This window comes from Brevibacterium sp. BRM-1, from assembly GCF_026802075.1.
Classification (GTDB): Bacteria; Actinomycetota; Actinomycetes; order Actinomycetales; family Brevibacteriaceae; genus Brevibacterium; species Brevibacterium rongguiense.
This window is the reverse complement of sequence record NZ_CP113788.1, coordinates 1428855-1446871: the sequence shown is the minus strand read 5'-3', so window position 1 is coordinate 1446871 and position 18017 is coordinate 1428855. Positions and strand designations below refer to the sequence as shown.

Genomic DNA, 18017 nt, shown 5'->3' with positions numbered 1-18017 from the left:
GCGGGTGGCAGAATGGGGCCATGACCGAAACCGCGCACGCACGTCCCCGCTCGCTCTCCGGAATCCAGGCCACCTCGGACTCGCTGCATCTGGGCAACTACATCGGCGCCCTCCAGCAGTTCGTGGCCCAGCAGGAGACGAGCGATGCGTGGTACTTCATCGCGAACATGCACGCGATCACGGTGCCCCAGGATCCGGCCAAGCTGCGCGAGCGGACGCTGCTCACCGCCGCCCAGTTCATCGCCGCGGGCGTCGACCCGGAGCGCTCGGTCCTCTTCGTCCAATCCCAGGTCGATGCCCACCCCAAGCTGGGCTGGATCATGGAGTGCGTGGCCTCCGAGGGCGAGGCGCGGCGGATGACGCAGTTCAAGGACAAGTCCGCGAAGAACGAGCAGGTGTCCCTGGGACTGCTGACCTACCCCGCGCTCATGGCAGCGGACATCCTCCTCTACCAGGCCGACGTGGTGCCGGTGGGCGAGGACCAGCGCCAGCACCTCGAGCTCACGCGCAACCTGGCCGAGCGCTTCAACAAGCGCTTCGGCCACACGTTCACGGTGCCCGAGCCCGGGATCGTGAAGGAGACCGCGAAGATCTACGACCTGCAGGACCCCACCGCCAAGATGTCGAAGTCCGCGCAGTCCCCGGCGGGGCTCGTGGGCATCCTCGACGAGCCCAAGGCGATCGCGAAGAAGTTCAAGTCCGCGGTCACCGACGACGGCACCGAGGTCGCCTTCGACCGCGAGGCGAAGCCGGGGGTGAGCAACCTCCTCACCATCTACTCCTCGCTGGCGGGCGTGGACATGGCCATCGCCGTCGAGCACTTCGAGGGCAAGATGTACGGTCACCTCAAGGGCGAGCTCGCGGACCTCGCCGTCGAGACGCTGGCGCCCGTGCGCGAGCGGACCCTCGAACTCCTGGCCGACCGCGCCGAGCTCACCCGCATCCTCGCCGCCGGAGCGCGGCGGGCCGCCGAGGTGGCCGACCCGACCGTCGCCGCCGCCTACGAGCGGGTGGGGTTCCTGTGATCGGCCGGAGGCGCTCGCAGGGTGCGAAGCCGCGCAGCCTTGCCCCGGAGATGCTCCACACCGCCGCGCGCTTCGAGGACAAGTGGCACGCGTGGGCGGGGGAGAAGGTGCGGGCGCGCGGCTGGAAGCGCACCGTCATCGCCTACGACTCCTACGGCTCGGAGACGAGCGTACGCGTGCTCGCCCGCATCGTGCTCACGAAGACCGGCCAGCCCGCCGCCGATACCGAGGCGAGCATCCGGGGATTCCGCTCGTTCGGCAACGTGCCGCTGCCCGGTGAGACCGCGTGGGTGCGCATCGCGGGCGCCGAGCACATGGTGACCGCGGACCGCGGGGGGATCGTCGACGCGATCATCCCCGGCGACTTCCGGCCCGGCAAGCTCGACATCCAGATGTGGACCGAGGGCTCGCGGGTGGACACGGCCACCGTGCACATCGTGGGCGCCGACCAGCAGTTCGGGATCATCTCCGACATCGACGACACGGTCATGGTCACCGCGCTGCCCCGGCCGTTCCTCGCCGCCTGGCACACGTTCGTCCTCGACGAGCACGCGCGCTCCCCGGTGGCGGGCATGTCCGTGCTCTACGACCGCCTCGTCTACATGCGACCCAATTCGCCCATCATCTACCTGTCCACCGGCGCCTGGAACACGGCGCCCACGCTCAAGCGCTTCCTCAGCCGCAACCTCTACCCCGACGGCCCGCTGCTCCTCACCGACTGGGGGCCCACCGCCACCCGGATGTTCCGCTCCGGGCAGGAGCACAAGCGCATCCAGCTCGAGCGCCTGGCCCGCGAGTTCCCGCAGATCAAGTGGCTGCTCATCGGTGATGACGGGCAGCACGACGAGGAGCTCTACGGCGAGTTCGTCGAGAACCACCCGGACAACGTGGCTGCGGTGGCCATCCGGCAGCTGACCGTGGGCGAGGCCGTGTGGGCCGGCGGCCGCTCGAAGAAGAGCGGCCGGGGCCAGGGCGTGCCGTGGGTGTATGCGAACGACGGCGCGGGACTGGCCTCGAAGCTCACCGAGCGGGGCATCGTCTCCGGGTTCTGAGCCGCGCCGCGAGCCGCCTGGGCGCCGTGCGCCGGTGCTGCGCCTTGGGCCGCTGCCGCGCAGGCGGCGGGTCAGTCCTCGCGGTCCCAGTCCTCGGTGGTCTCGCCGCGGTCGTAGTCGGCCCGCGGTCCGCGACCCGCGCCCGGCGCGCCGCTGGGGGCGTCAGCGCCGTTTCCAGCATTGGTGGCCGAGGAGAACTCCGGGCGCCTGCGCCGGCGCCGCAGTACGGTCACCGCGGCGATGAGGACGATGACAACGAGGAGTGCCGCCGCCGTCGACCAGATGGCGGCCGCATCGCCGGCCGGCCCCGCGGCGGGCGTCGCCGCCCCCTTGTCACCGGGCCCCTGGCCGACCTGCGGGGCAGCCGGATCCGACGGCGCGGGCTCGGAGCTGGGCGGTGCCGAGCCCGACTGGCGGGCCGCGCTCAGATCGATCGTGCCCGCTTCGGGCGCCTGCCGCTGGTTGAGCGCCCACCCGATGAGGTCCATGCACGGCTGCCGCGGGTTCGGCACGGACGACAGCACGGCCGCCGCGAACGTGCGGCCGCCGCGTTTGACCGCGCACACGAACGAGCCCTTCGCGGCGATCGTGTAGCCGTTCTTCAGGCCCAGCCCGCCGGGGTAGGCGCCGACGATCTTCGTGTGGTTCTGGATCTCGTAAGGCTTGACCTTCTTCTTCGTCCGGGGGTCCTTGCCGCCGGGGAACGTGTAGGTCTGCGTGCCGATGACCCGCATGAGGTAGGGGCTGTCGACGACCGCCCGGGCGATGATGAAGAGGTCGTGGACGGTCATCGACTGGTTGGGCGCATCGAGCCCGTTGAGCGTCATGGGCACGGTTCCGGTCAGCCCGAGCTGCTTGGCCTTGGCGCGCATGAGGCCCAGCGCCCTGTCCTGGCCCCCGGCGGCGTTGCCCAGGGCGAACGCAGCGTCGTTGGCGCTCGACATGAGCATGGCGTGGAAGAGCTGGTCGACCGTGTAGGCGTTGCCCTCCATGAGGCCCACCTTCGTGCCGTCGACGCTCGAGTCCGCGGGCCTGGCCGTGTAGCGCTTGCGCTTGTCGGAGAGGACGTCGACGAGTGCGATCCCGGTCAGCAGCTTCATGACCGAGGCGGGCGCGAGCCTGCGGTCAGGGTCGTGCGAAACGTACAGGCGCCCGGAGTCCAGGTCGCCCACGAGGTAGGCCCGGGCATCGAACGACGGTGCGGGCCTGCCGTTGTCCAGCGGCGGGCTCGTGTACTCCTTCGAGGGCGTGGGCCCCGGTTTGGCCTGGGCGGCGCTCGGCGCCAGCGCGAGCACGAGGGCGAGCAGCAGGGCCAGGGCGCCGCGGGCGCTCGACTTCCCGCGGCGCGGCGCTGGCCGCTGCGGGCGAGGATCGGAGGCGGTCACGAGGCACGAGTCTACTCGGCGCGGAGGCAGGCGCAGGAGCCTGTGAGGCCCCGTCTCGCCCGCGCGCCAGGGCCACACGCGGGTCCATCGCAAGGCCGGTTGTCGGGTCGAGCCACCCGGTTTGTCGGGTCGAACAGCCCGTTGAACCCGAGCACGGAGCGGCGTCATGGGCGGCACCGGGGACCGAGCGCATCGACATGGCAAGCCTTTCCTCAACTGCGCTCACAGTAGCGCTCCGCAGCCGGCGTGCGAGTCAGGGCGCGGGCCTGCGGGGCCGGACGGGCAGAGAAAAGCGGCGGGCCCGGGACTCTCGTCCCGGGCCCGCCTACGGTGCGGAGCGCGAATCAGAAGGCGCGCTCGAGCAGCGCCTGCTTGACCTCGGCGATGGCCTTCGTGATCTGGATGCCGCGGGGGCAGGCCTCGGTGCAGTTGAAGGTCGTGCGGCAGCGCCACACGCCCTCCTTGTCGTTGAGCACCTCGAGGCGCAGGTCGCCGCCCTGGTCGCGCGAATCGAAGATGAAGCGGTGGGCGTTCACGATCGACGCGGGGCCGAAGTACTGGCCATCGGTCCAGAACACCGGGCAGGACGTCGTGCACGAGGCGCACAGGATGCACTTCGTCGTGTCGTCGAAGCGCTCGCGGTCCTCCGCGGACTGCAGGCGCTCGCGGGTGGGCTCATGGCCGCTGGTGATGAGGAACGGCATGATCTCCCGGTAGCTCTGGAAGAACGGGTCCATGTCGACGATGAGGTCCTTCTCCAGCGGCAGGCCCTTGATCGCCTCGACGGTGATCGTCTTGTTCGTGTCGAGGTCCTTGAGCAGGGTCTTGCAGGCCAGGCGGTTGCGGCCGTTGATGCGCATGGCATCCGAGCCGCACACGCCGTGCGCGCAGGAGCGGCGGAAGGACAGCGAGCCGTCCATCTCCCACTTGATCTTGTGCAGGGCATCGAGCACGCGGTCCGTGCCGTGCATCGTGACCTTGTACTCCTCCCAGTGCGGCTCCGAGTCTTCTTCGGGATTGAAGCGCGCGATGAGGAAGGTGCAGTCGAACGAGGGGATCTCGCCGGCTCCGCCGCCCAGGTGATCCGGGATGTCGACCTTCGAGGCCGGCTCCGCGGTCTCCTTCGTCGCTGTGTCTGCGCTCATCAGTACTTACGCTCCATCGGCTGGTAACGGGTGACGACGACGGGCTTCGTCTCCAGGCGCATGCCGGGCACTCCCTCGGCCTCGGAGTCCGGATCCGCGTACGTCATCGTGTGGTGCATGAAGTTCTCGTCATCGCGCTTGGGGAAGTCCTCGCGGAAGTGGCCGCCACGCGATTCCTTGCGGTGCAGCGCTGCGACGACGACGACCTCGGCGATCTGGAGCAGGAAGCCCAGCTCCACGCCCTCGAGGAGGTCGAGGTTGTAGCGCTTGCCGCGATCCGAGATGCCCACGTGCTTGTAGCGCTCGCGCAGCTTCTCGATCTCGTCGAGCGCCTCGCGCAGCGTCTCCTCCGTGCGGAACACCTGGACGTTGGCGTCCATGATGTCCTGCAGGTCCTTGCGGATGGCGCCCACGTGCTCGGGGCCGTCGGCATGGCGCATCTCGTCGATGAGCTTGATCGTGTCATCGGCGGCGCCCTCGGGAAGCGGGGGCAGCTGCGCCGTCTTCGCGAACTCCGCGGCGGCGATGCCGGCGCGCTTGCCGAAGACGTTGATGTCGAGCAGCGAGTTGGTGCCCAGGCGGTTCGAGCCGTGGACGGACACGCACGCGCACTCGCCGGCGGCGAAGAGGCCGGGCACGACGTCGTCGTTGGAGCGCAGCACCTCGGAGGCGATGTTCGTGGGGATGCCGCCCATCGCGTAGTGCGCGGTGGGGAACACCGGCACCGGCTCCGTGTAGGGCTCGACGCCCAGGTAGGTGCGCGCGAACTCGGTGATGTCCGGCAGCTTCGCGTCGATGTGCGCGGGCTCCAGGTGGGTGAGGTCGAGCAGGACGTAGTCCTTGTTCGGCCCGGCGCCGCGGCCCTCGCGCACCTCGTTGGCCATCGAGCGGGCGACGATGTCGCGCGGCGCGAGGTCCTTGATGGTGGGCGCGTAGCGCTCCATGAACCGCTCGCCGTCGGCATTGCGCAGCACGGCGCCCTCGCCGCGGGCCGCCTCGGACAGGAGGATGCCCAGGCCCGCGAGCCCGGTCGGGTGGAACTGGAAGAACTCCATGTCCTCGAGCGGCAGGCCGTTGCGGTAGGTCACGGCCACGCCGTCGCCGGTGAGCGTGTGGGCGTTCGAGGTGGTCTTGAAGACCTTTCCGAAGCCGCCGGTGGCGAACACGATCGACTTCGCGCGGAAGATCTGGATCTCGCCGGTCGCCAGCTCGTAGGAGACGACGCCGGCGGGGCGCAGCTCGCCCTCGAACTCCGTCATGATGAGGTCGAGCACGTAGTACTCGTTGTAGAACTCCACCGAGTGCTTCACGCAGTTCTGGTAGAGCGTCTGGAGGATCATGTGGCCGGTGCGGTCCGCGGCGTAGCAGGCCCGGCGCACCGGGGACTTGCCGTGGTCGCGGGTGTGGCCGCCGAAGCGGCGCTGGTCGATCTTGCCCTCGGGTGTGCGGTTGAACGGCAGGCCCATCTTCTCGAGGTCGAGGACCGCGTCGATGGCCTCCTTGGCCATCACCTCGGCGGCGTCCTGGTCGACGAGGTAGTCACCGCCCTTGACGGTGTCGAACGTGTGCCACTCCCAGTTGTCCTCTTCGACGTTGGCGAGGGCCGCGCACATTCCGCCCTGGGCGGCCCCCGTGTGCGAGCGGGTGGGGTAGAGCTTGGTCAGCACGGCGGTGCGCGCGCGCTGGCCGGCCTCAATGGCTGCGCGCATGCCCGCGCCGCCTGCGCCGACGATCACGACGTCGTACTCATGTACCTGCATGGAAGGGGTGTCTCCTTGGAATCGGATTGAGGCGCTGCGGCGGGGCGGGGATCAGGCCTTGCAGAAGCTGGCGAGCAGGCTCGGGTCCGCGCCGGTGGGGCACGGGTTGAACGTGAAGATCACGAGCGTGCCGAGGATGACGACGATCGCGGAGGCGATGTAGAGCGTCAGCTGCAGGGCCACGCGGGTGCCCGGCTTCTCCGTGTAGTCGCTGATGATCGTGCGCATGCCGTTCGTGCCGTGGAGCATGGCCAGCCACAGCATGACGAGGTCCCAGATCTGCCAGAACGGGTTCGCCCACTTGCCGCCGACGAACCCGAAGTCGAGCTGGTGGACGCCGGAGCCGGACCACAGGTTGACGAAGAGGTGGCCGAAGATGAGGATGACGAGCACGACGCCGGAGAGGCGCATGAAGAGCCAGGCGAACAGCTCGAACTGCGAGCGCGTGGTCTTGTGGCGGTCGTATTCGGCGCGGGGCGCGGGAATCGTGGGGGTTGCCATGGCTCAGCCTCCGAACGTGTGCATCAGCTGGCGGGGGATGAACGCGAGCATCATGAGCGCCCACAGGATCAGGACGATCCAGAACATCTTCTTCTGGTTCTTGGGCCCGCCCTTCCAGAAGTCCACGAGGACGATCCGCACGCCGTTGAAGGCGTGGAAGACGATGCCCGCCACTAGGCCGATCTCGCCGAACGCCATGATCGGGGTCTTGTACGTGCCGATGACGGCGTTGTACGCCTCCGGCGAGACGCGGACGAGAGAAGTGTCGAGCACATGGACCAGCAGGAAGAAGAAGATGCCGACGCCCGTGACGCGGTGAGCGACCCAGGACCACATCCCCTCGTTGCCGCGGTACAGCGTGCCCGTTGACGCTTTGGCCACGGGTCATCCTCCAATGGTGACGAGCAGATCGATACCCCATGAAAGTACGCCGAAAAAGTGGGCGGTGCCAATCGCCTCGCCCTCGGTTCCCGCAAGGCTGCGCGTATATTGCCCGCACCCTGCGAAATGGGCTCCGGGAAGCGTCGTGGATCACCTTCGAGGGGCCCCCGTGCGCAGCGCCCGGCTTTTAAGCAAAGACTGCGTGACGTAATTCCGGCCGGTTTGGCTCCCAAACGGGGCGGGCGTGCGTGTCCTGCGGCCGGGGCCGCGCCCGGGCTGAAAAGATGGGGCCATGATCTCCTCGTTCCACGCCGTCATCCCGGCGGGGGGCTCCGGCACGCGGCTGTGGCCGCTGTCGCGCTGCTCGTCGCCCAAGTTCCTCCACGATGTGCTCGGCACCGGCCGCTCGCTGCTGCAGGCCACGTGGGATCGCGTCGAGCCGCTGGCGGGACCCGAGCGGACGTGGGTCGTCACCGGCGCGGCCCACGCCCGCGCCGTGGCGGACCAGCTGCCGCAGCTGTCCGAGGCCAACCTCGTCACCGAGCCCTCCCCGCGGGACTCGGCCGCAGCGATCGGGCTGGCGGCGATGCTCATCCACGACCGCGAGCCCGATGCCGTCATGGGCTCGTTCGCCGCGGACCACTCCATCACGAACGAGTGGGAGTTCCGGCATGTCATCGAGCAGGCGGTGGCCGCCGCGGCCGGCGGGGACATCGTGACGATCGGGATCACCCCCACCTATCCCTCCACCGCCTACGGCTACATCCGCACCGGCGAGGCGCTCGGGCTGCCCGGGGCGCCCACCGCGCGCCGGGCCCGCGAGTTCGTCGAGAAGCCGGCCGCGGGCCTCGCCCGGCGCTATGCCTACTCCGGGCGCTACCGCTGGAACGCGGGCATGTTCATCGCGCGCGCCGACGCGCTGCTCGACCAGTTCGCCCGTCGCGCCCCCGAGCTGTCCGCGGCCCTGCGCACGATCGCCGACGCGTGGAACACCCCCGAGCGCGAGGCGGTGGTCGCCCAGGTCTGGCCGCGCCTGGAGAAGAAGGCGATCGACTACGTGCTCGCGGAAGGAGCGGCGGCCGAGGGGCAGGTCGTCGTGGTGCCCGGCGACTTCGGCTGGGACGACGTGGGGGACTTCGACTCCGTGGCGAAGCTGCGCCAGCCCCTGCCGGGTGAGCCGGACTCCGTCCACGCGATCGGCCGCGGCGATGTGGTCGACATCGAGTCCTCCGGCATCGTCTTCTGCGATGAGCCCAAGGTGGTTGCGCTCGTGGGCGTGGACGACGTCATCGTCGTCGACTCCGGCGATGCCCTCCTCGTCGCCTCGCGCGCGCACGCGCAGGACGTCAAGCGAGCGGTCGCGCGCGCCAGGGAGATCGGCCGCGCCGACGTCCTCTGAGCCCGCCCCGGTTCCGTGATAGCCCGCCCGCGCCGGCCGGCCGCGGGGCGCCTCGGCGGCGGTGTGTCACATTGCGACGCCCGCCGCGCCGGGCCGCGGGCGCGGTCCTAGACTGTCGGCACCGACCGGGCGCGGTGCGCCCGCGCCGCGCTCCCCACTGCCCACCCGAAGGATGCCGGAGACCGTGATCGCCCCGCCCCTGCACCGCCTGCTCGACGAACTCGCGGACTTCCGCCACGACATCCACGCCCACCCCGAGCTGTCCTATGCGGAATCGCGCACGACCGAGCGCGTCGTGGCCCGCCTCGAGGAGGCGGGCCTTGCCCCGCGCCGCCTCGAGGGCTCGGGCTGCGTCGTGGAGGTGGGGCGCGGCGACATCGCGGTGGCGCTGCGGGCCGACATCGACGCGCTGCCCATCGACGACCTCACGGACACGCCCTTCGCCTCGACGGTGCCCGGCGCCTGCCACGCGTGCGGGCACGATGTGCACCTGACCGCGCTGCTGGGGGCCGCGCTCGTCCTCCACGAGCTCGACGGCCAGCTGCCCGGCGGCCTGGGCGGGCGCGTGCGATTCATCTTCCAGCCGGCCGAGGAGGTCACGCCCGGGGGCGCGCTCAAGGTGATCGGCCAGGGCGCGCTCGACGACGTACCGTGCGTCTACGCGATCCACTGCGACCCGAACGTCGACGTGGGCCGCGTGGGCTCGCGGATCGGCGCGATCACCGCCGCCGGCGACACCGTCGTCATCCGCCTCACCGGCCACGGCGGCCACACCTCGCGCCCGCACCTGACCGAGGACCTCGTCTACGCGCTGGCCAAGCTCGCCACCGACCTGCCCGCGACGCTCTCGCGCCTCATCGACCCGCGCCACGCGATCTCGCTGGTGTGGGGGCAGATCACCTCCGGGCACGCGCCCAACGTGGTGCCCGGGGACGGGATGCTCCAGGGCACCCTGCGCTGCCTCGACGTGGACGGCTGGAACCAGGTCGCCCAGGTGCTGCCCGACCTCGTCGACCGGATCGCGGGGCCCTACGGGGTCGACGTCGAGCTCGAGCACCGCCGGGGGGTGCCGCCCGTGGTCAACACCGAGGACGAGGTGGCGCTGGCCGAGGCCGCGGTGCGCCGCGAGCTGGGGGAGGGGTCCGTGCTGCTGACGCCGCAGTCGATGGGCGGGGAGGACTTCGCCTGGTACCTCACCCACGTGCCCGGCGCGCTCGTGCGACTGGGCACGCGCACGCCCGGCGGGATCACCTACGACCTGCACCAGGGCGATCTGCTCGTCGACGAGCGCGCCCTGGAGATGGGCATCCGCGTGTTCGCGGCGATCGCCCTGCGCGCGCTGGGGATCGAGGAGGAAGGCGGCGAGCGCTAAGCTGAGGACGTGGATACGCGACTCTTCCCGACGCCCGCCGGCGTCGACCCCCATGACCCCATCCTGAGCCTGCCGAAGGTCTCGCTGCACGATCACCTGGACGGCGGCCTGCGCCCCGCCACGATCGTGGAGCTGGCCGCCGAGGCGGGCCATGAGCTGCCCACGACGGATCCCGAGGCGCTGCGCGCCTGGTTCCGCGACTCGGCCGAGTCGGGTGACCTGGTGCGCTACCTCGAGACGTTCGAGCACACCGTCGCCGTCATGCAGACAGCCGTTGCGCTCACCCGCGTGGCGCGCGAATGGGTCTGCGACCAGGTCGCGGACGGCGTCTTCCTCGCCGAGGCGCGCTGGGCGCCCGAGCAGCACCTGCGGGAGGGCCTCGACATGGACGAGGCCGTCGCCGCCGTGCAGCGCGGCCTGGAGGAGGGCGTGGCGCTCGCCGCGGACAACGGCCGCGTCATCCGCGTGGGCCAGCTCATCACGGCCATGCGCCATCAGGACAACTCGCTGGCCGTGGCCGAACTCGCCCTGCGCTGGCGCGAGCACGGCGCGGTGGGCTTCGACATCGCAGGGCCCGAGGAGGGCTTCCCGCCCTCGGCGCACCTCACGGCCTTCGACCTGCTGCACCGCGAGTGCTTCCCGGTCACCATCCACGCCGGTGAGGCCGACGGCCGCGAGTCCATCCTCGAGGCCGTCCAGGTCTGCCACGCGCAGCGCCTGGGCCACGGCGCCCGCATCGTCGAGGACATGGACGTCGTCGACGGCGAGGGCACGCTCGGCAACCTCGCCGCCTGGGTCCTCGACCAGCAGGTGCCGCTCGAGCTGTGCCCGTCCTCGAACGTGCAGACCGGTGCGGCCCGCTCGATCGCCGAGCACCCCATCACCGGCCTCAAGGACCTGGGGTTCCACGTCACGGTCAACCCGGACAACCGCCTCATGTCCGCGACCTCGATCAGCCGCGAGATGCGCCTGCTCGTCGACGAGGCGGGCTGGGACCTGGGAGACCTGGAGCTCGCCACCGTCAACGCGCTCTCCTCGTCCTTCACGCCCTACGACGTCCGCGACCGCTTCATCGACGAGATCCTCATTCCCGGCTTCGACCGGGTGGAGCTGTGACGCAGGAGTCCTCGCGGGAGTCTCCGCAGGAGTCCTCGAAGGCCGGTGGGCCGGGGGACCGCGCGCGCGGCCCCTGGACCCTCCTGCTGGCGGTCGCCATGACTGCGCTCGAGGCGCTCGCCCTCACCGTGGCCGCCGTCGCCTACGTGGTGGTCGCCGTGGGCCAGCGCGCGGACCCCGTGCCGCTCATCGCGCTGGCCGCGATGTTCCTGCTCCTGGCGGTCGGGCTCGTGGGCGTCGCGATCGGCCTGGCCCGCTTCGGCCGCTGGGCCCGCCCGGCGTGCGTGGCGTGGCAGGTCCTCCTGCTGCTCTTCGCGTTCAACGTGGGGCCCGCGGCGGGCCTCATGTTCTGGGCGGCTCTCATCCCCGCCGTCCTGTCCCTCGTGGGGATCTTCCTGCCGCCGAGCCTGCGCGCCTACGACGGCGCGCTCGCCGACCAGGAGGCCCGCCTGCGCGCCGCCCGCCAGGAGGATGCGGCCTAGGAGCGCCCGCGAGGCGATGGGCGGTGGACGGCGTTGGCGGATGTAACCGCTGGGCGTCGCTGCGTGCTCTATTGCCCGGGGTGAGAGGACGATTCCGTTCGGTCTCACTGCGCCACAGCGAACAGGATCGACCTTTCGGCCAGCTGCGCGGCCGGTCGGGATTGCCAACTGCTCAGCCAGCGCGGTCCCCTTCCGGCCGGTTGCCTCGTGGGGGTCAGCCCCTGGGCAGCCGACTGCTCAGCCGGCCTCCATGTACTGCTCGCACGCCTCCGTGAAGAAGTCGCCCTGCGCATCGCCGTTGGACTGCCGCAGGCTCGCCGCGGTGGCCTGGATGGCCCACCAGACGGCCGGCGAGCCGCCCCACTGCAGCCGCATCTCCGCGCGCTTGCTCGGGTCGTCGGCCAGATTCTGCGCGGCCAGCTGGAGGCGGTCTCCCGCGTCCGAGGCGGTGCAGCGGGCCTTCGTACTCGGGCTCTTGGGATTGAGCTCGGGCTGTTCCTTCGTGTTGACGGTCTTCAGTGTGAACGCGGAGTCCGCGGTCTTCTCCACGTCGAACGTGCCGAGGATGCGGTAGAACGGCGCATCGGACTTCTCCACCGCCTTCGAGTCGACCGTGACGCTCACGCTCTCGGCCGCGTCCGGGGTCAGCGTGACCTGGCCGGAGTCGGCGAGCTTCGAGTCGTAGTGGATCCAGGCGGACAGATAGGCCCGCTGCTTGCCCTCGGCCGCCTTCTTCAGCCCCTGCCATAGCGGGTCCTGGTCCTCCGGCCCACCGGGGGAGGCATCGACGATCGCCACCTCGTCGCCCGTGGCCGTGGGCACGGGGGTCGCGGACTCGGGGCTCACGGAGATGGACGGGAAGCCCTCATCGGGGCGCTTCTCGCCCTTGGCGGTGCATCCGGACAGGGCGAGGGCTGCGCACACGGCGGCTGCCGAGGCGCTCAGGGAGGCGTGCTTCATGGTGACCTCACGGGGGAAGGGGCGGTCGGCTGGGGGGTGCTGCAGGCACGAGTCTACCGGGGCCGGCGCCGCGCGGGCGGCCGAGCCTCAGTCGTGGGCCGTGTGCTCGAAGCCGTGGGAGAGCACGCGCAGCAGCTCGGCGAGCCGGCGGCGCTGGGCGGGGCTGAGCTCGGAGAGGAGGTCGGCCTCCTGCTCGAGCAGCTGCCCGAGCGCGGCATCGACCGTCGCCCGCCCGGCGGCGGTGAGGCCCACGAGCACCCCGCGCCGATCATCGGGGTCCGGGCGCCGCGAGACGAGGCCCGCGTCGAGGAGGCGGTCGATCCGGTTCGTCATGGTGCCCGAAGTCACCATCATCTCGCCGATGAGGCGCGAGGGGGAGAGCTCGAACGGCTCGCCCGCGCGGCGCAGGGCGGAGAGGACGTCGAAGGCCCAGACCTCGAGGCCGTGTTCGGCGAACGTGGACTTGCGCGCCTTGTCCAGCTGCTTGGCCAGCCGCGACACGCGGGAGAGCACCTCCATGGGCGCGACGTCGATATCGGGGCGCACCCGCTGCCACGCCGCGACGATCCGGTCGACCTCATCCATGAGGACATGATATGTCTCGCCGTCGAGATACTTGTCCAGGAAGTATCTTGATGAGCCCGCGTGTTCGCGGGCGGCGAACGCGCGGTGCGATGCGCGGTCGGCAGGCGCCCGCATCCGGGCCAGGGACTAAGGTGGGCATCGGTCGGGTGTGCTCCACCCTCCCATCCGTCACCGGTGCGAGCCCGCGCGGAGCACGATCTGTGCGCGCGGGCAGCGCCCCGAGCTAAGGAAGAACACGTGGATCTTTTCGAGTATCAGGCCCGCGACCTCTTCGAGAAGCACGGCGTGCCCGTGCTGCGCGCGAAGGTCGCCGAAACCCCCGAGGAAGCCAAGCAGGCCGCCGAGGAGCTGGGCGGCGGCACTGTCGTCGTCAAGGCCCAGGTCAAGGTGGGCGGCCGCGGCAAGGCCGGCGGCGTCAAGCTCGCCAAGAGCCCGGACGAGGCCGCCGAGAAGGCCAAGGAGATCCTCGGCCTCGACATCAAGGGCCACGAGACCAAGAAGGTCATGATCGCCGAGGGCGCGGACATCGCGGAGGAGTACTACTTCTCCGTGCTCCTCGACCGCTCCGAGCGCACCTACCTCGCCATGTGCTCGAAGGAGGGCGGCATGGAGATCGAGCAGCTGGCCGTCGAGCGCCCCGAGGCGCTGGCCCGCGTGCCCGTCAACGCCCTCACCGGAATCGACGAGGCCAAGGCCCGCGAGATCGTCGAGGCCGCCGGCTTCGATGATCAGGTGGGTCCCAAGATCGTCCCCGTCCTGCAGAAGCTGTGGGACGTGTTCAAGGAAGAGGACGCCACCCTCGTGGAGGTCAACCCGCTGGTCAAGACCGGTGCCGGCGACATCGTCGCCCTTGACGGCAAGGTCTCGCTCGACGACAACGCGGACTTCCGCCACAAGGACCACGAGGAGCTGCGCGACATCAGCGCGGAGGACCCGCTGGAGCTCAAGGCCAAGAAGCTCGGCCTCAACTACGTCAAGCTCGACGGCCAGGTGGGCATCATCGGCAACGGGGCGGGCCTCGTCATGTCGACGCTCGACGTGGTGGCCTACGCGGGCGAGAAGCACGACGGTGTGAAGCCGGCGAACTTCCTCGACATCGGCGGCGGCGCCTCGGCCGAGGTCATGGCCAATGGGCTCGATGTCATCCTGGGCGATGACCAGGTCAAGAGCGTCTTCGTCAACGTCTTCGGCGGCATCACCGCCTGCGATGCGGTGGCCAACGGCATCGTCAAGGCGCTCGAGATCCTGGGCGACAGCGCGACCAAGCCGCTCGTCGTGCGCCTGGACGGCAACAAGGTCGAAGAGGGCCGCCAGATCCTCAAGGTCGCGAACAACCCCCTCGTCACGCTCACCGACACCATGGACGCGGGCGCGGACAAGGCCGCCGAACTCGCGGCCGCCAACTGATCGCCCGAAAGGACTAGGACAACCACCATGTCGATTTTCCTCAACCAGGATTCGAAGATCATCGTCCAGGGCATCACCGGCAGCGAGGGCGCCAAGCACACCGCGCGCATGCTCGCCGCCGGGTCGAACGTCGTGGGCGGCGTCAACGCGCGCAAGGCCGGCACCACGGTCAGCCACCAGGACAAGGACGGCAAGGACGTCGAGCTCGACGTCTTCGGCTCTGTGTCCGAGGCGATGGAGAAGACCGGGGCGAACGTGTCCGTGGCCTTCGTGCCGCCGGCGTTCACGAAGGACGCCGCGATCGAGGCCATCGATGCCGGGATCGGCCTGCTCGTCATCATCACCGAGGGCGTGCCGGTCCAGGACTCCGCCGAGGTCTGGGCCTACGCGACCGACAAGGGCAACAAGACCCGCATCATCGGGCCGAACTGCCCCGGCATCATCTCGCCCGAGCAGTCCCTGGCCGGCATCATCCCGGCCAACATCACCAACCGCGGCAAGCTGGGCCTCGTGTCGAAGTCCGGCACGCTGACCTACCAGATGATGTACGAGCTGCGGGACCTGGGCTTCACCACCGCCATCGGCATCGGCGGCGACCCGGTCATCGGCACGACGCACATCGATGCGCTCGCGGCCTTCCAGGAGGACCCGGAGACCGAGGCGATCGTCATGATCGGCGAGATCGGCGGCGACGCCGAGGAGCGCGCGGCGGAGTACATCAAGGACAACGTCACGAAGCCCGTCGTGGGCTACGTGGCCGGCTTCACCGCCCCGGAGGGCAAGACGATGGGCCACGCCGGCGCGATCGTCTCCGGCTCGTCCGGCACCGCCGAGGCGAAGAAGGAGGCCCTCGAGGCCGCCGGCGTCAAGGTGGGCAAGACGCCGTCCGAGACTGCGCAGCTCATGCGCGACATGCTCAAGTGACGCGCTGAGGCGCAGCGGGCGGCATGCCCGGCCACGGCCGCCGGGGCGCCGCGCGGGAGACCGCGCGGCGCCCCGCGCGCGTCTGCGGGCCCCGCGGCGCTCCTAGACTGGGGCGCATGTCGCGATCCCTGCTGCCCGATCCCGCCCTGCTCGCCCCCCTCGCACAGCGCCTGCGCAGCGCGTCCGCCCCCGCGCTGCCCGCCTGGCCCGATGGGGCACCCGAATCGCGGATCCTCGCGGAGTACCTCGTGGGCCGGGCCCACGGCGTGCTGGACGTCTCCGGCCGCCGGTCCGGTGGTGCGGACCGGGACGGCGCCGTTGCGCGGGATGGCGGTGCTGAGCCGGCCGGGAGCGCCGAGCGCGGCGGTGATGGGCAAGGCGGGAGCGCCCCGCAGGATGGGGGTGCTGAGGCAACCGGGGGTGCTCCGCACGACGGCGGCCCTGTGCCCACCGGGAGCACCGTGCGGGACACCGAAGGGTTCGCAGACCTGCCGCTGCTCGTGATCGACGACGACGAGGCCGGCGCCCTGTGGGCCGTGGCCGCCGGCGTCGCGGTTGGCTCGACCTCTCTGGCGGCCGAGGGCCTGGCGGTCGAGGGCCTCGCGGCGGACATCCCGGGGACCCACGGCTGCGCGGCCGACGACCGGGCGGGCAAGGGTGCGGTGCCGGCGGGTGGCCGCGTCCTTGCGTACAACGACCGGGTGAGCGCAGATCCGGCCGCGCGGGCCGCGGGCGCCGAGCTCGTCGGCGCGCTGCCGGCCGACGTCGTCGAGCGCGCACCGCTGCGCTGCATCATCGCCGCTCCCAAGGCCGTCGATGCGCTGCGCGAGACGCTGCAGGCGCTTGAGGGGATCGCCGCCGAGGTCATCGTCGTCGGCCGCGACAAGCACCTTTCGCCCGCGCTCAACGCGGAGCTCCAGCGCTTCTTCCGCCGCGTCGATGTCTCACCCGGGATCGCGAAATCGCGCCTCATCATCGCCTCCCAGCCCATTGCGTCCGCGGGCCGGCCCATGGCCGACGAGGATGCTGCGAACACCGAGGCGCGCATCCCGGAGGCCGCGGGGGCGCTCTTCCCGCGCTGGGCGCGCCGGGCCTGCGATATCCCGGGTGTGACGGACATCGATGTGGCCGCCCACGGTGCGTGCTTCGGGGGCAATTCGGTGGATCCCGGTTCGCAGCTGCTGCTGCAGGCGATCGCGCAGCGGGCCCGCGAGGGCGTGCTGCGCCCGTCCGCCGTGCTCGACCTGGGGTGCGGCAACGGATGGCTGCTCGCCGCCGCGGCGGCCCTGCTTGGCCCCGAGCGAGCGGTGGGCACGGACGATTCGCGGGCCGCGTGCGCCTCGGCCGCGGCGACGCTGCGGGCGGCGGGCACCAGTGCCCGCATCGTGCTCAGCGATGCCGGGGCGGACCTGGGGGACGGGACGTTCGACCTCGTGATGCTCAACCCGCCGTTCCACGCGGGCACCGCGGTGACGACCGAGGACGCCCACCGGATGATCGATGCCGCGCACCGCCTGCTGGCTCCGGGCGGCTGGCTCGTGTGCGTGTTCAACTCGCACCTGCGCTACCGCTCGCACCTGAACGCGGCATTCGGCGGCAGCGAGCAGTGGGCGCGCAACGCGAAGTTCACGGTGGTCGCTGCGCGCAGGGACTGAGGGACCGGGGTGCGCGAGAGGGGACTTGAACCCCCACGCCCGAAGGCACTGGAACCTAAATCCAGCGCGTCTGCCTATTCCGCCACTCGCGCGAGCCAGGGCCAGCCTAGTGCACCTCGCCCGGCGCGCGCCGTGCCCCGGGCGTCTCGGCCGCGCTGCCGGCCGGCGCGCCGGGCGCAGCCCCCAGCGGCGCGGTAGACGCAGCCCCCGGCCGAGCGGGCTGCAGCGGGCCTGACGCCGCCTGCGCGCGCCGGCCGCACGTCCCGACGGCTCCGCCTCGCACGCCCCCGACCCCAGCTGCACCGTGTCGCGTCACAGGGGAGCAACAGCGGTGGGTCGTGGCGCGGGTGAGCCCGGTCGGGCTCAGGCGGCGTCGACGCCCAGCTGTTTGCGCAGGCGGGCGACGTGGCCGGTGGCCTTGACGTTGTACTGGGCGGCCTCGACGGTGCCGTCGGCCGCGACCACCACCGTGGAGCGGATGACGCCCAGGACGACCTTCCCGTAGTTCTTCTTCTCGCCGAACGCGCCCCACTCGGTCATCATCGTCTTGTCCGGGTCGGACAGCAGCGGGAACGTCAGGTCCTCCTGCTCCGCGAACCGCTTGAGCTTGGCCGGCTCGTCCGGCGAGACGCCCAGGACGTCGACGCCGGCGCCGGCGAGGGCTGCCAGCGAGTCGCGGAAGTCGCAGGCCTCCGTCGTGCAGCCCGGGGTCATCGCGGCGGGGTAGAAGTAGACCACGATCCGGCGGCCGGCGTAGTCGGCAAGGGAGACGTCCGCCCCGTCCTGGTCCTGGAGGGTGAAGGCGGGGGCGGTGTTGCCGGGTTCGAGGCGGGGCATGGGTCTCCCTTCGTTGGGCGCGGTCCCGTGC

At 71.1% G+C, this 18017-nt stretch carries 17 protein-coding genes and 1 tRNA gene; 9 read left to right on the top strand and 9 right to left on the bottom strand.

Features of this window, described 5'->3' with window-relative positions:
• Positions 1-20 precede the first annotated feature (20 nt).
• Positions 21-1025, top strand: a complete 1005-nt coding sequence (gene trpS, locus BRM1_RS06355; RefSeq protein ID WP_268529407.1) for a tryptophan--tRNA ligase — start codon at positions 21-23, stop codon at positions 1023-1025.
• A gap of 50 nt (positions 1026-1075) precedes the next feature.
• Positions 1076-2077 carry an App1 family protein gene (locus tag BRM1_RS06350; RefSeq protein WP_268529405.1) on the top strand — a complete coding sequence of 334 codons (1002 nt, stop codon included), beginning with the start codon at positions 1076-1078 and terminating at the stop codon, positions 2075-2077.
• Between the two features lie 71 nt (positions 2078-2148).
• Here BRM1_RS06350 and BRM1_RS06345 read toward each other — a convergent pair whose 3' ends face one another.
• The 5 genes from BRM1_RS06345 to sdhC all read right to left on the bottom strand — a co-directional run bounded on the left by BRM1_RS06345 (position 2149) and on the right by sdhC (position 7249).
• The gene (locus BRM1_RS06345; protein ID WP_268529402.1) at positions 2149-3462 is read right to left on the bottom strand and encodes a D-alanyl-D-alanine carboxypeptidase family protein; all 1314 of its coding nucleotides are present in this window, start codon (positions 3460-3462) and stop codon (positions 2149-2151) included.
• Positions 3463-3806: 344 nt separating this feature from the next.
• Entirely contained in the window at positions 3807-4607 is an 801-nt protein-coding gene (locus tag BRM1_RS06340) for a succinate dehydrogenase iron-sulfur subunit (protein WP_160951884.1), read from the bottom strand.
• Positions 4607-6367 carry a succinate dehydrogenase flavoprotein subunit gene (gene sdhA, locus BRM1_RS06335; RefSeq protein WP_160951883.1) on the bottom strand — a complete coding sequence of 587 codons (1761 nt, stop codon included), beginning with the start codon at positions 6365-6367 and terminating at the stop codon, positions 4607-4609. Before sdhA ends, BRM1_RS06340 begins: the two co-directional genes overlap by 1 nt.
• A 51-nt stretch (positions 6368-6418) precedes the next feature.
• The gene (locus tag BRM1_RS06330; RefSeq protein WP_268529397.1) at positions 6419-6868 is read right to left on the bottom strand and encodes a succinate dehydrogenase hydrophobic membrane anchor subunit; all 450 of its coding nucleotides are present in this window, start codon (positions 6866-6868) and stop codon (positions 6419-6421) included.
• A gap of 3 nt (positions 6869-6871) precedes the next feature.
• Complete coding sequence (gene sdhC / locus BRM1_RS06325; RefSeq protein WP_160951881.1) at positions 6872-7249, bottom strand: succinate dehydrogenase, cytochrome b556 subunit; 378 nt, start codon at positions 7247-7249, stop codon at positions 6872-6874.
• A 292-nt stretch (positions 7250-7541) separates the two neighbouring features.
• Here sdhC and BRM1_RS06320 point away from each other — a divergent pair, with 292 nt between their 5' ends.
• The 4 genes from BRM1_RS06320 (at position 7542) to BRM1_RS06305 (ending at position 11618) form a co-directional block, all read left to right on the top strand.
• Positions 7542-8648 (top strand): mannose-1-phosphate guanylyltransferase, encoded by a 1107-nt coding sequence (locus BRM1_RS06320; protein ID WP_160951880.1) that lies wholly within the window; start codon positions 7542-7544, stop codon positions 8646-8648.
• Positions 8649-8820: 172 nt separating this feature from the next.
• Positions 8821-10020 (top strand): amidohydrolase, encoded by a 1200-nt coding sequence (locus tag BRM1_RS06315; protein ID WP_442864347.1) that lies wholly within the window; start codon positions 8821-8823, stop codon positions 10018-10020.
• 9 nt (positions 10021-10029) lie between these two features.
• Positions 10030-11136 (top strand): adenosine deaminase, encoded by a 1107-nt coding sequence (locus tag BRM1_RS06310; protein WP_268529389.1) that lies wholly within the window; start codon positions 10030-10032, stop codon positions 11134-11136.
• The gene (locus BRM1_RS06305; protein WP_160951877.1) at positions 11133-11618 is read left to right on the top strand and encodes a hypothetical protein; all 486 of its coding nucleotides are present in this window, start codon (positions 11133-11135) and stop codon (positions 11616-11618) included. Before BRM1_RS06310 ends, BRM1_RS06305 begins: the two co-directional genes overlap by 4 nt.
• A 237-nt stretch (positions 11619-11855) precedes the next feature.
• Here the strand turns inward: BRM1_RS06305 and BRM1_RS06300 are convergent, their stop codons facing one another.
• Together BRM1_RS06300 and BRM1_RS06295 are read right to left on the bottom strand one after the other, a co-directional pair.
• Positions 11856-12578, bottom strand: coding sequence for a hypothetical protein (locus tag BRM1_RS06300; protein ID WP_160951876.1), 723 nt, complete (start codon positions 12576-12578; stop codon positions 11856-11858).
• Positions 12579-12665: 87 nt separating this feature from the next.
• Positions 12666-13163, bottom strand: a complete 498-nt coding sequence (locus BRM1_RS06295; protein WP_268529383.1) for a MarR family winged helix-turn-helix transcriptional regulator — start codon at positions 13161-13163, stop codon at positions 12666-12668.
• A gap of 237 nt (positions 13164-13400) precedes the next feature.
• Between BRM1_RS06295 and sucC the strand changes: the two genes are divergently transcribed.
• The 3 genes from sucC to BRM1_RS06280 all read left to right on the top strand — a co-directional run bounded on the left by sucC (position 13401) and on the right by BRM1_RS06280 (position 17149).
• Complete coding sequence (gene sucC, locus BRM1_RS06290) at positions 13401-14570, top strand: ADP-forming succinate--CoA ligase subunit beta (RefSeq protein ID WP_268529380.1); 1170 nt, start codon at positions 13401-13403, stop codon at positions 14568-14570.
• 27 nt (positions 14571-14597) lie between these two features.
• Complete coding sequence (gene sucD, locus BRM1_RS06285) at positions 14598-15494, top strand: succinate--CoA ligase subunit alpha (RefSeq protein WP_268529377.1); 897 nt, start codon at positions 14598-14600, stop codon at positions 15492-15494.
• A gap of 116 nt (positions 15495-15610) precedes the next feature.
• Positions 15611-17149 (top strand): class I SAM-dependent methyltransferase, encoded by a 1539-nt coding sequence (locus tag BRM1_RS06280; RefSeq protein ID WP_268529374.1) that lies wholly within the window; start codon positions 15611-15613, stop codon positions 17147-17149.
• A gap of 10 nt (positions 17150-17159) precedes the next feature.
• Here BRM1_RS06280 and BRM1_RS06275 read toward each other — a convergent pair.
• Both BRM1_RS06275 and bcp read right to left on the bottom strand, forming a co-directional pair.
• Positions 17160-17241: transfer RNA gene (locus BRM1_RS06275), tRNA-Leu, on the bottom strand.
• 271 nt (positions 17242-17512) lie between these two features.
• On the bottom strand, positions 17513-17986 hold the full coding sequence (gene bcp, locus BRM1_RS06270; protein ID WP_268529370.1) for a thioredoxin-dependent thiol peroxidase: 474 nt from the start codon (positions 17984-17986) through the stop codon (positions 17513-17515).
• Between the last annotated feature and the right edge of the window lie 31 nt (positions 17987-18017).

Excerpts from the sequence above, each read along its gene's own strand:
- trpS (WP_268529407.1), top strand. The coding sequence starts at position 21 with ATGACCGAAACCGCGCACGCACGTCCCCGCTCGCTCTCCGGAATCCAG.
- sucD (WP_268529377.1), top strand. The coding sequence starts at position 14,598 with ATGTCGATTTTCCTCAACCAGGATTCGAAGATCATCGTCCAGGGCATC.
- sdhA (WP_160951883.1), bottom strand. The coding sequence starts at position 6,367 with ATGCAGGTACATGAGTACGACGTCGTGATCGTCGGCGCAGGCGGCGCG.
- BRM1_RS06280 (WP_268529374.1), top strand. The coding sequence starts at position 15,611 with ATGTCGCGATCCCTGCTGCCCGATCCCGCCCTGCTCGCCCCCCTCGCA.
- BRM1_RS06295 (WP_268529383.1), bottom strand. The coding sequence starts at position 13,163 with ATGGATGAGGTCGACCGGATCGTCGCGGCGTGGCAGCGGGTGCGCCCC.
- bcp (WP_268529370.1), bottom strand. The coding sequence starts at position 17,986 with ATGCCCCGCCTCGAACCCGGCAACACCGCCCCCGCCTTCACCCTCCAG.
- BRM1_RS06315 (WP_442864347.1), top strand. The coding sequence starts at position 8,821 with ATGCCGGAGACCGTGATCGCCCCGCCCCTGCACCGCCTGCTCGACGAA.
- BRM1_RS06330 (WP_268529397.1), bottom strand. The coding sequence starts at position 6,868 with ATGGCAACCCCCACGATTCCCGCGCCCCGCGCCGAATACGACCGCCAC.
- BRM1_RS06340 (WP_160951884.1), bottom strand. The coding sequence starts at position 4,607 with ATGAGCGCAGACACAGCGACGAAGGAGACCGCGGAGCCGGCCTCGAAG.
- BRM1_RS06300 (WP_160951876.1), bottom strand. The coding sequence starts at position 12,578 with ATGAAGCACGCCTCCCTGAGCGCCTCGGCAGCCGCCGTGTGCGCAGCC.
- BRM1_RS06320 (WP_160951880.1), top strand. The coding sequence starts at position 7,542 with ATGATCTCCTCGTTCCACGCCGTCATCCCGGCGGGGGGCTCCGGCACG.
- BRM1_RS06350 (WP_268529405.1), top strand. The coding sequence starts at position 1,076 with ATGCTCCACACCGCCGCGCGCTTCGAGGACAAGTGGCACGCGTGGGCG.